The following is an 11,385-nucleotide window of genomic DNA, read 5'->3' as shown; positions in this document are numbered from 1 at the left end:
GGGGTTTGGCAAAGTCGAAGGGGCAACGCTGAACCTAAGTGTCGCAGGCGATTTGCCCGAAGCCGCAGCCAATCTGTTTCATCACCTACATGCATTGGATGCCGACGGGGATGCCCCAATTGCCGTGTCGCCTATTCCAGACCATGGACTGGGGCGTGCGATCAATGACCGGTTGCGGCGTGCCGCTGCTCCCAGAGGGACTTAAAACCCCAAAGCCGGTGCCCAGCGCTTGACGGATCAACGTCAGTCTTGAAGGCTAATAGTTCAAGTACAGGATGCAGGGAGAGTAGCCATGGCAGAAACCGTTGCGTGCGTCAGACTATACTCTGACAGCTCTGGCGAGAGTCACTTTGAGGACATCACATTCGACATGTCCTCAATCCAGTATGCCCCACCAGCCCCGGCTTTGGATATTTCCGATCCCATTGAGACATCTCAGTGCTTTTGGTTTCGGTTTCCGAAAGATTGGAGTGACGCCGCCCACCCTTCCCCGCGCCGGCAGCTGTTTATTCTTCTGGAAGGGCAAGTTGAAGGTTGGACCAGCCAAGGCGACACCCGTGTGTTCGGTCCCGGCGACCGACTTTTGATGGAAGACACAACTGGCAAAGGTCATGGCGCTCGCCCCCTCGATGGCGAGGCGGTGGCTCTTGTGATTGCGCTTTCCGAAGATTAGGCGTGGCCGGCGGCAGAGCTGAGCGTCAGCGGGTCCACCCCGATGCTTTTGAGGGCCTCGGCCCATTTGTCTGAGTTGCTTGTATCAAACACAATCTGGTCCGTGGCATCCGCAATCAACCAGCCATTGTCGCCGATCTCGTTTTCCAACTGCCCCGGCCCCCAACCGCTATAGCCCAACAAGGTCAGTGCCTTATGCGGCCCCAAGTCTTGCGCGATGTCATCGAGGATGTCCTGCGTAGTGGTCAGCGCAAAAGTCGCCCCAACCTCCAGGTTGGACAGATCAGACTTATATTCTGGAGAATGCAGCACAAAGCCACGCCCGGTTTCCACGGGACCGCCAAAATGCAGCGTTGATGTGGCCTCAGGGGATTTTGGCTCGATGGAGAGTTGATCAAACAGATCAGACAGGTTCACGCCATCAATCGCCTTGTTCACAATCAACCCCATGGCCCCATCTGACGAATGCGCACAGAGGAACACCACCGAATGGGCAAAGCGTGGGTCGCTCATGCCGGGCATGGCTATGAGCAGTTGCCCGGTCAAATCCATTTGTGTCTCAGTGTCTTGTGTCGTGTCCAAGGGGACCTCATACGTTGAATGTCGACGCTTGCTTTCAACATGTGTTCCCCTGACCTTAGACGCAAGAGGTAAGCAAACTGTTTCAATCGCTCGCGATTATCTGATCGGATTGTGAGTTGGTTTTTTGCGACCAATGGCTCATGTGTTGCTTATGACAACACGTTCCCTCCTCCCCTCGCTGGCGCTTGCGGCGCTGATGGCCCCTGCCCTTGTGCCCGCTACGGCCATTGCCCAATCTTTTGATCAAGTTGTGCAGGCCGAAATCCTGCCAGGGTGGCGCGATGCAGACGGCACCTATATGGCGGCTGTGAAAGTCACGATGAACCCAGGTTGGAAGACCTATTGGCGCGCGCCTGGGGATGCGGGCATTCCGCCACAAATCACATGGAACGGATCGCGGAACTTAGACAGTGTTTCGCTGGAATGGCCGACGCCCGTTGTGTTCAATCAAAACGGCATGCGCTCCATCGGCTATACGGATGCATTGGTTTTGCCGGTAAAGATTTCCCCAAAGGATGCTGACAAACCGGTGCGTTTGAAAGCCACGCTGGATATTGGCGTGTGCCGCGACATCTGTGTGCCACAGCGTTTGAAGGTGAAAGCGGAGCTGCCGCCAAGCGGGGTACGGGATGCAGAAATTGCAGCGGCCTTGGTGGATCAACCTCTGACCGCCCGAGAGGCAGGCGTGGGCAAAGTGACATGTAAGCTGTCACCAACATCAGACGGAGTTGCGTTAAAGGCAACCATACATATGCCCAGCGCCGGCGGCACAGAAGTGGCTGTGGTGGAAACTGCAGACCCGCACATCTGGGTGGCCGAGGGCAAAACCAAACGGTCTGGCAAAACTCTGGTCACGGAAACCGAGATGATGCATGTGGACGCCAGTTCGTTTATGGTGAACCGTGCCGACTTGCGGTTCACGGTGTTGGGCGCCAACCATGCCGTGGATATTGTTGGCTGTTCAGGCTGAGGCCATTTTTCGCCAAGCACGTAAAATCATCCAGGCGACGCCAACAAGATAACCGCCAAACGAAATCAACCACGCCCCCACAAGGAACAGCAGCAAGGCCGGGAAGGTGTTGTTGAACGTGTCAGATGGCAGAACGGTCTGCGCCAAAAATGGGTGGATTTCTCCGTTCAGCAAGACCCAACCAAAGGTTGCCACCAGCCAAGCCGCGATGACAGCGGCACAAAGCGCCACACCCGCGCGAATGCCTTTGGCCCGTGGTGCACGGCGTAAGGCCTGCATCTGACGCGTGAAGTCGTACTGGATTGCCACCAAAGCGGGCACCACCAGAAGCACCAGGAACATGCCAAATCCAAGGCCATAGACCAGCGTGATCACGGTGGGCTTGAGGAATTGCGCTTGAGCGCTGCGTTCAAACAGCAAAGGCGCAAGGCCCAGCACGGTGGTGGCGGTGGTCAGGAACACAGGTCGCAAACGATCAGCAGCACCGTCAATGATCGAGGGGATCACGCCGCGGTCTTTGGCATAGTCGTCGATGGTGGTGATCAACACAATGCTGTCGTTGATGATGATGCCGGTCATGCCCAGCAGGCCCACCACCGTGAACATCGACAGCGGCACGTTATGCCACCAGTGGCCGTAGATGGTGCCCACCAGGCCAAACGGAATAATTGCCATCACCACCATGGGACGGGTCCAACTGGAGAACACCCAAGCGAGCACGAGGTAGATGCCAGCCAGACACAAGATCAAGCCGGAGCGGGCATCGTTGAGGAAATCATTTTCCTGCTCGGCCAGCCCCGCGAGGCGCCATTCAACCTGTTTTTCGCTGGCAATGGCGGGCAGGATGTCGTCACGCAGTTGTTCAAGGATAGCTTCGGCGCGGGCAGGGTCATCCTCACTGATGTCACCGGTGACGGAGATCAATCGCACGCCATTTTCACGGCGCACTGTGGAGAATCCAGTGCGGCTTTGCACGGTCACCACATCGGCCAGCGGGACGTAAGCCCCAGAGGGGGTGCGCATCAGGCTGCCTTCGAGGAAGTCTGCGGTGAGTTCGCCTTCGGGCAGTTCAATGCGGATCGCGGCGCTGCGGGGACCATCGGGGTAAGTTGCGGCTTCGATTCCGTTGAGACGGTGGCGCAGCACGCGGCCCAGCGCGTCGATGGAGAAGCCCAGCGCGCGGCCTTGCGGGGTCAACTCTAGGATCAACTCCTCTTTGTCGTAGCTGAGGTTGTCCTCAACGGCAGAGACCTCGCCAAACTCTTCCAAAGCGGTTTTTAAGGCTTCGCTGGCGGATTTGAGAGTTTCGCTGTCCGCTCCGTAGAATTGTACGTCCAACGCGTCACCACCGGGACCGGAGCGCCAGCCACGGAAACTCACAGTTTCCACCAAGGGATGGCGAGCCACGCGGTCTTGCAGTTCAGCGACAAAGGCAAAGCTGGAATAGGGGCGCAGGTCGGCGTCGATGAGTTCGATGGCTATGCCGCCAAGCAGGTCCGGATCAAGGCTTTCGGAGCCGGGCAGAGAACGCCCGGAGTTGCCGCCGATTTCGGCGATCACATAGTCCAGCGGGTTGCGGCCGTGACGCGCCTCATACTCTTTGCCAAGTTCTTCGGTGGCGCGCTGCATCTCTTTCATCATCGCGAGGCTGTCAGCCCGGGTGGCGCTTGGCAGCATGGCAAAGTTGCCAGTGACAGAGCCCCGTTCCGGCGCGTTGAAAAAGCGCCACTTCACGTCGCCTCCAATGAACAAGGCCATTTGGGTCGCCAAGGCCACCACGGCAACCGCGAGCATTGGATACCTCGCCCAAATCACAAACCGCATGAAGGGGCGAAACAGGATTTCACGGACCCAGCGGAAACCTCGGTTCACCACGCGCGAAGGCACATCGTACCAATGTTCCTTGGCGGAGTTTTTGATCGCATGGGCCATGTGGTGCGGCAGGATCAGGAAGCACTCCACCAGTGAGGCCAGAAGCACGACAATCACCGTGAAGGGAATGTCGGCAATCAAATCGCCAAAGCGCCCGCCAATGGCGGTGAGACCGAAAAAGGCGATCACTGTGGTGATGGTGGAGGAAAACACCGGCAAAGACATGCGCTTGGCGGCGTTTTCAGCCGCCACAAACGGCGGCTCATTCAGGCGGCGCGCGCGAGCGTCAGCGTGTTCCCCGACCACAATGGCGTCATCAACGACGATGCCCAGTGTGATGATCAGGCCAAACAGTGATATCATATTGATCGTCAGGCCAGCGGCATACATCAGCGCCACGGCGGCAAACATGGCTGTCGGGATGCCTGCGGCCACCCAGAAGGCTGTGCGCGCGTTGAGGAACAGGAACAGCAGCACAACCACCAGCGCCAGCCCCATCAACCCGTTGTCGATCAGCAGATTGAGACGGCCGGTGATGGCTTCCGCGCGGGTGCGGATCAACTCGAGTTTCACACCTTGCGGCAAGGTCGCCTGCATTTCTGCGGCCACCTCTTCCACGGCGCGTTGCATGGCGATGGCGTCGCCTGCATCAGTTCGGTCGACACGGATCGACATGGCGGGATCGTTGCCCACAAAATAGGTGCGGTTGCGGTCCACGCCTTCGACGCGCACGGTGGCCACATCGTCCACCGTCAGCTTGGTGCCGTCAGAATTAGAGCGCAACGCAATACCAGCAATCTCATCCGGCGCGCGTTTCTCAACACCCGTGCGCACGCGGGCAAAGGCACCGGTCACATCGCCTGCGGGGTCTGCGTTGACCTCCTGCGCCACGGCCTGCGCGATTTGTTCCATGGTGATGTCATGCGTGATCAGGTCAACGGACGACACTTCCACAATGGTCTGCCGTTCAGCCAAGCCACGAATGGTGGTGCGGGTCACGCCTTCGGCATAAAGCCGTGTGACAAACTCATCAGCGAAGCGGGCAATCTGGTTCACGCCCACGGGGCCAGTGATCACCACATCGGTCACGCGGTCGCGCCAAGCACCACGCCGCACGGTTGGATCTTCGGCCTCTGCCGGCAAGGTGTTCACCCCGTCCACAGCCACTTGCACATCATCGGTGGCGCGTGCCATGTCCCAGCCGGGCTCAAAATCAAGCGTAATGCGGGCACTGCCTTCGGTGGAGCGAGAGGCTGTGCTTTCCACGCCTTCCACAGCCAAAAGCGCCGGTTCCATGACCTGCACAATGGCGGCGTCCACATCTTCGGCCCCTGCCCCTTCCCAAGCAATGGACACGGACACATTGTCGATCACAACATCAGGGAAAAACTGCGCCCGCATGCGGGGCATGGCAGCGATACCCGCGAGGATCAGCACCACCAAAAGCAGGTTTGCGGCGGTGGCGTGGCGGGTGAAATAGCTCAGAATGCCGCTGGCGCGGTCGCTGATCTCCCGCATGGTTTAGCCCCCCATCCGGCTACGGAGGCGTTCCACCATGCGTACGGGGACCTCAGGTTGGCTGAGCGCCTGCAACATGCGCTTTTTGGCGTCAGAGGGAATGCGCCCGTTGGCTTCAACCGCGGCGACAAACTTGGCCCGTTCTTCGTCACTCAGCGCAATCATGGCGGGGGCGTCGGGGATTTTCTCTTCGCCCGTTAGTGGTTTCACCGCGATGCCTTCACCCAACAAAGGCGTGCGGCGGGTCACAACAGATTGCCCAGCCAAACCTCGGCCCCTGATCAAAACGTCGTCTCCTTGGCGGCGCACCAATCGCACCTGTTGCGTGGCCAGGCGATTGCCTTCGCCCACAACAAGCACTTCACTGGCGGCATTGATCGCCGTGGCCGGCAATCGGATCACGTCTTCCAGTTCCGGTTCCCGCACCCGTACAGTGACAAAATCTCCGGGTTTGAGACCACGTGGTCCATCGAGGCGGGCATAGAGCACGCGGCCTGTTTGGCCCTCACCCACGGCGGCGGCGTCCCGTGTGATGACGCCTGTGGCGGTCAAATCCGCACCAAGCACATCCATAGACACGGTGATTTCCGCATGATGCAACTGGCTGTTGTCATCTAACAGCCGGGCGTACTGCGTGGTGGACACCCGGAACACAACCTCAAGCGCTTCGGCATCAATCAGAGTGGCGAGGCGCTCGTTCATCGAAACAAGCCCACCTTGTACAATGTTCACCTCAGACAGCGTGCCAGAGAAGTCCGCCGTGATCACGGTGTCGTCGAGGTCTTTCTGAGCCTCGGCGAGAAGGATTTTGGTGCGGTCCAGGCGGGTCTTGGCCTGATCCACCCGCGCTTCGGCCTGCGCCAAGGCGCGGCGATTGGAGAGCACGGCCTGACGTGCGGCAGCTTGCGCCAATTCGGCAACCTCCACAGAGGCTGCCGTCCCGACGCCGCGATCTTGCAGATCCATCTGGCGGTCAAAGGCCTTTTGGCGCAAGCCCAGCTGCGCTTCGGCGGATTTCAACTCGTCCTGCGCCAAGATCAGCGTGCGGTCCGCATCCCGTTGTTCTGCCTCTGCATCCAGAAGATCCGCGGCGATGCGGTCCAACGCGTAACTGGCTTTGGTGGGGTCAATTTTGGCAAGCACTTCGCCCGCGGTAACATTGGCGCCGTCTTCAAAATTTTCAGACAAGAAGATTACGGTGCCTGCGGCGGCGGCGCGCACCTCCAAAGAGCGGCGGCTTTGCACTTCACCAAACGCCACCAACTCCGGTGTTTCCGCGCCCGGCTCAGCGGTTTTTACATTCACGGTAAAGACACGTTCGCGCGCGGGCGGGCCTTTGCTGTCTTGGGCCATGCGCTCTTCAACAGCGTTCATCACAAGGCTGCCCGCATAAAGGATCAAAGCCACGGTGGCAGAGAGCAAAAACAGCCCCGTCAGACTTTGCCGCAAAAATCTCATCTGCCTTGCCTCCCAGCGTCGGTGGTATTGTGCATGATGCGCCTGCCCAAACCAAAAGCCAAGGCACGCAAAGGTGATACGGATGTCAGCGAACGTTCCGTCACATTTTTTGTCAAAAATTTTGGCGGAGGTGCAAGATTACTTGCTGCGCTTGAGATGCTCGTCCAGCCGCGGCATGATTTCCACAAAGTTGCAGGGCATGTGGCGGTAGTCGAGCTGATACTTCAGGATCTCGTCCCAGGCGTCTTTACAGGCCCCAGGGCTGCCCGGCAGCGCGAAGAGATAGGTGCCATTGGACACACCGCCCGTGGCACGAGATTGCACCGAAGAGGTGCCAATTTTCTGCATGGAGACCATGGTGAAGACCGTGCCAAAGGCCTCAATCTCTTTTTCATAAACGTCGCGGTGGGCTTCGACGGTCACGTCGCGGCCGGTGAGGCCGGTGCCGCCGGTGGAGATGATCACGTCGATGTTCTTGTCTGCACACCATGTGCGCAGTTGGTCTGCGATCTCGACGCGTTCGTCTTTGATGATTTTACGGTCCGCAAGGATGTGACCAGCCGATTCCAGTCGGCCAACCAACGTGTCACCGGAGCGATCATTGGCGATCTCGCGGGAGTCGCTCACCGTCAGGATCGCGATTTTCACTGGGATGAAGGATTTGCTTTCGTCGATACGACCCATCGGAGTCTCCTAGGCGGATGGCGCGATGTCAAACCACATGCCGGTGGGGCCGAGGTTCACAACTTTGGACGGGCCAACCTGAGACGACTGACCCCAACAATCATGGATATGTCCACATAGGACCAGCGGTGGCGCAATGCGCTCAATTGCCTCAAGCACCGCTTTCGAGCCAAGCGACATACCTGTAGACGTCACATCCAAGTGGCCTTTGGGTGGCGAGTGGCTGATCAGAATGTCAGCGGCTTCGCAGGCGGCCAGCATTTTGGCGGCGGTGGGTTCGTCGATGTCGCAGGACCAGTCTTTGAACGGCGTGACCGGGACGGCGTAGCCGAGGCCGAAGATGTTTAGGCCTTCGAAAGTTGTCGCCTCGCCGTGCAAAACGGTTGCGTTGTCGGGCGCAGCGGCGCGCAGTTCGTCTTCGCTTTCGTTGTTGCCGGGGACCATGATGATCGGTGCAGTGATGCCTGCGATCAAGTCTAAGGCTCCGGGCAGGTCTATGCGGTGGTTGGTGAAATCCCCCGCCGCAATGACCAAATCCGCATCCTGGCTCATCTCGACAAGGCGGCGGGCCGCAGGGGCTGCCCGGTGCAGATCGGAGAAGGCGAGGATTTTCATGCGGTCTCTTCCAGCTTGGCTTTTAGGCTCAGCAGGTCTGCCCAGGCCTCCCGTTTCAAAGCAGGTCGACGCAACAAATCGGCGGGGTTCATCATGGGCAGTACAGGTTTGTCAAAAGCGGTTTGCCACTGCCCACGGGCGCGAGTGATGCCACGCTTTCCAGTCACACAGTCTAATGCGGCGTTGCCCATCAACACAATGATGTCTGGCGCCACCAGTTGGATATGGCGCTCCAAGAAAGGCCGCATCATTTTTAGAACCGGTGCGGGCACCTCCCCGCCGCGTTGCGCCCGCCAAGGCACAACGGAAGCAATATAGAGCGCGTCTTTGCTCATCGGCACATCACGGCCCATGTCGATGGCGGAAAACATATTGTCAAACAATGTGCCCGCGCGGCCCACAAATGGCTTGCCCTCGCGGTCTTCGTCGCGGTCTGGTGCATCACCAATGATCATCACCCGCGCGGCCGGATTGCCATCTGCAAAGACAAGGTTGCGGGCGCCGCGTTTCAGAGTGCAATGGTCAAACTGCGCCATCGCCTGCTCCAACGCGGCCAAATCTTTGGCGGCTTGGGCGGCTTTCTGCGCTTCGGCGACTGGATCGATTTGAGGCATCCGCACCGGCGCGGCGGGTGCCACCGGCAATGCAGCAGCGGCTTTTTTCTTGGGGTCCTCTTTGGGCACCTCATAGCGGTCCAGAGGCGCATCCAGAATGGCTTCGGTGGCGCCCAATTCCACATGCCATTCCAGCAAGGCGCGCGCCGTATGATAGTCCAATGCCGATTCCATGGCCGCAGAGTAGACCGGCAACCGCGCAGACAAAAGAGCGCAAAGTCTTTGATCACGCAGAGCGGCGCTTGCCCCGCCCTGCCCGCCTACTTATAAGCAGGCCAATCTCGGCAAAAGGAGCAGCACATGCGCTTTGATCACAAGCATCTTTTGGGGATCGAGCCGCTCAGGCCCGACGAGATCACAACCATTTTGGATTTGGCAGATCAATACGTCGATCAGAACCGCCGCGCGCAAAAGCATTCCGATGCGCTGACCGGCCTTACTCAGATCAACATGTTCTTTGAGAATTCCACCCGCACGCAGGCGAGTTTTGAGATCGCAGGCAAGCGGTTGGGCGCGGATGTGATGAATATGGCGATGCAGGCCAGTTCGATCAAAAAAGGCGAGACGCTGATTGATACGGCAATGACGCTCAATGCGATGCACCCCGATCTGCTGGTGGTGCGCCACCCGCATTCCGGCGCTGTGGACCTGCTGGCGCAGAAAGTGAACTGCGCTGTGCTGAACGCGGGTGACGGACGCCATGAGCACCCGACACAAGCCTTGCTGGATGCACTGACTATCCGCCGCGCCAAGGGACGTTTGCACCGCTTGAACATCGCGATATGCGGCGACATTGCCCACAGCCGTGTGGCGCGCTCCAATCTGATCCTATTGGGTAAGATGGAAAACCGCGTGCGCCTGATTGGGCCACCGACACTGGTGCCTGGCAACTTTGCTGAGTTTGGTGCAGAGATCTATGAGGACATGGAAGAAGGCCTCAAAGATGTGGACGTGGTGATGATGCTGCGGCTTCAGAAAGAGCGTATGGACGGCGGGTTTATCCCATCGGAGCGCGAGTATTATCACCGCTATGGTCTGGACGCCGCCAAGCTGGCCCATGCCAAAGACGACGCCATCGTGATGCACCCTGGCCCAATGAACCGCGGCGTAGAAATTGACGGCGAGATTGCCGACGACATCAACCGCTCCGTCATTCAGGAGCAGGTTGAGATGGGCGTGGCTGTGCGTATGGCGGCGATGGACCTGCTGGCCCGAAATCTGCGCGAGTCCCGTGCCCAACAAGTGATGGAGGCCTAAACCATGGAAGATCCCAAAGACCCTAAAATGAGTGGCCGTGTCGCGACAGTTGCCCTGATTGTGATGTTTGCCTTTGTTGGCTTGGTTGTCTGGATCGGGGGCTAAGGCGCGTGCAGGTGTCCTCTTCAGAACGTGGCTTGGTGCGGCTGTTTGCCGTTGATGTGCCATCTGAAGAGATTGATGCGTTTCGCGCACAAGAACACGGCGCGGATGGCACATTGGTGTCGTGGCCTTTACAAGAGGCGCTAGGCTTCACCTATCTGGATGAGGACTTCATCGAGTTGTTTCCGGTGAGTGATCTCGAAGGGCTTGGGCTCACCCATTACATGGTCGAAGGCCTTGGCATCGCGCAAAAGGACGTGGCCGAAGATGCGGCGCGATTGAGTGCGCAAAACGGCTGGATCCTGGTTGTTTTGTCTGCCGCCTTTGATGGGGTGGTACAGACATTGACCCCCAAATCACCCCTGCGCTGGATTGGCACCTACAAAGAAGACGGCGCGCCGGTGCATTTTGAACCACTGCCTGATGCCAGCGCAAAAGGCCGCGCGCCAACACACGGCACAGTGCAGCCCGCCCCGGCGTCCAACCCACATCTGACCTTACTGCTGGCCCTTCTGGCCTTGCCGCTCATTGCCCTTGTTCTGGGCGCTTTGATCTTCTGGATATTGTGATGCCTGATCTTTTGACACCCACTACAGAGCTTTTGGACGGCGAGGCTGTATTGCACAGCTTTCAAGGCGAGCGGGCCAACTACATTCGCACCAACACCTGGATTGCGGCAGGCGCGATGGCCGTGGGCATGGGTATTTTGTGGGCGGTTGGAAATCCATATGTCTGGACCGGCGCTGTGGGTGGGCTGGCGGCTGTGGTGGTCCGCGCGGGCTACCTGATGTCAGATGAGTTGGCCGTGCGCTGGGATTTGACCACCCAACGCCTGCTTGGCCCTGGCGGGCGTGCGATTTCGCTTTCCAACATCGCTGAGTTGAACAAGCTGGGCAGTTTTGTGCAGGTGGTGACAAAAACCGGCGACAAACACCTGATCAAATATCAAGCGGATCCGCAGGCGACTATGGCCACGATTGAACGCACGATGAATGGAGCGACGTCTTGACCTCTCAATTCCGACACGTCCAAAGACGCCCA

12 protein-coding genes are annotated in these 11,385 nt (G+C 58.7%); 6 read left to right on the top strand and 6 right to left on the bottom strand.

Annotated elements, in window-relative coordinates:
* Both QZ517_RS10395 and QZ517_RS10390 read left to right on the top strand, forming a co-directional pair.
* Window positions 1-205: Sua5 family C-terminal domain-containing protein (locus QZ517_RS10395; protein ID WP_294226253.1), on the top strand; the 205-nt coding region annotated here is incomplete at its 5' end.
* A gap of 87 nt (window positions 206-292) precedes the next feature.
* A complete protein-coding gene (locus QZ517_RS10390) occupies window positions 293-673 on the top strand; it encodes a cupin (RefSeq protein ID WP_294226250.1) in 381 nt (126 codons plus the stop codon).
* Here QZ517_RS10390 and QZ517_RS10385 read toward each other — a convergent pair.
* Window positions 670-1,254, bottom strand: a complete 585-nt coding sequence (locus QZ517_RS10385) for a YqgE/AlgH family protein (RefSeq protein ID WP_294226247.1) — start codon at window positions 1,252-1,254, stop codon at window positions 670-672. The two genes, QZ517_RS10390 and QZ517_RS10385, sit on opposite strands and share 4 nt — an antisense overlap.
* Before the next feature lie 151 nt (window positions 1,255-1,405).
* Here QZ517_RS10385 and QZ517_RS10380 point away from each other — a divergent pair, with 151 nt between their 5' ends.
* A complete protein-coding gene (locus QZ517_RS10380; RefSeq protein ID WP_294226244.1) occupies window positions 1,406-2,224 on the top strand; it encodes a protein-disulfide reductase DsbD domain-containing protein in 819 nt (272 codons plus the stop codon).
* Here QZ517_RS10380 and QZ517_RS10375 read toward each other — a convergent pair.
* The 5 genes from QZ517_RS10375 to QZ517_RS10355 form a co-directional block, all read right to left on the bottom strand.
* Complete coding sequence (locus QZ517_RS10375; RefSeq protein WP_294226240.1) at window positions 2,216-5,614, bottom strand: efflux RND transporter permease subunit; 3,399 nt, start codon at window positions 5,612-5,614, stop codon at window positions 2,216-2,218. The genes QZ517_RS10380 and QZ517_RS10375 overlap by 9 nt on opposite strands.
* Before the next feature lie 3 nt (window positions 5,615-5,617).
* Entirely contained in the window at window positions 5,618-7,072 is a 1,455-nt protein-coding gene (locus tag QZ517_RS10370) for an efflux RND transporter periplasmic adaptor subunit (protein WP_294226238.1), read from the bottom strand.
* A gap of 138 nt (window positions 7,073-7,210) precedes the next feature.
* Entirely contained in the window at window positions 7,211-7,756 is a 546-nt protein-coding gene (moaB, locus tag QZ517_RS10365) for a molybdenum cofactor biosynthesis protein B (protein WP_294226235.1), read from the bottom strand.
* A gap of 9 nt (window positions 7,757-7,765) precedes the next feature.
* Window positions 7,766-8,371, bottom strand: a complete 606-nt coding sequence (locus tag QZ517_RS10360) for a metallophosphoesterase (protein WP_294226232.1) — start codon at window positions 8,369-8,371, stop codon at window positions 7,766-7,768.
* Entirely contained in the window at window positions 8,368-9,159 is a 792-nt protein-coding gene (locus QZ517_RS10355; protein ID WP_294226259.1) for a uracil-DNA glycosylase, read from the bottom strand. The genes QZ517_RS10360 and QZ517_RS10355 overlap by 4 nt, the downstream gene beginning before the upstream one ends.
* A gap of 126 nt (window positions 9,160-9,285) precedes the next feature.
* On the opposite strand from QZ517_RS10355, the gene QZ517_RS10350 reads away from it, so the two are divergent.
* The 3 genes from QZ517_RS10350 to QZ517_RS10340 all read left to right on the top strand — a co-directional run bounded on the left by QZ517_RS10350 (window position 9,286) and on the right by QZ517_RS10340 (window position 11,353).
* Window positions 9,286-10,242, top strand: a complete 957-nt coding sequence (locus tag QZ517_RS10350) for an aspartate carbamoyltransferase catalytic subunit (protein WP_294226229.1) — start codon at window positions 9,286-9,288, stop codon at window positions 10,240-10,242.
* Window positions 10,243-10,358: 116 nt separating this feature from the next.
* The gene (locus QZ517_RS10345) at window positions 10,359-10,913 is read left to right on the top strand and encodes a hypothetical protein (RefSeq protein ID WP_294226225.1); all 555 of its coding nucleotides are present in this window, start codon (window positions 10,359-10,361) and stop codon (window positions 10,911-10,913) included.
* Entirely contained in the window at window positions 10,913-11,353 is a 441-nt protein-coding gene (locus tag QZ517_RS10340; protein ID WP_294226221.1) for a hypothetical protein, read from the top strand. The genes QZ517_RS10345 and QZ517_RS10340 overlap by 1 nt, the downstream gene beginning before the upstream one ends.
* Window positions 11,354-11,385 lie beyond the last annotated feature (32 nt).

This window comes from uncultured Shimia sp. (genome assembly GCF_913054185.1).
Classification (GTDB): Bacteria; Pseudomonadota; Alphaproteobacteria; order Rhodobacterales; family Rhodobacteraceae; genus Shimia.
This window is presented reverse-complemented; position numbering and strand designations above follow the sequence as displayed.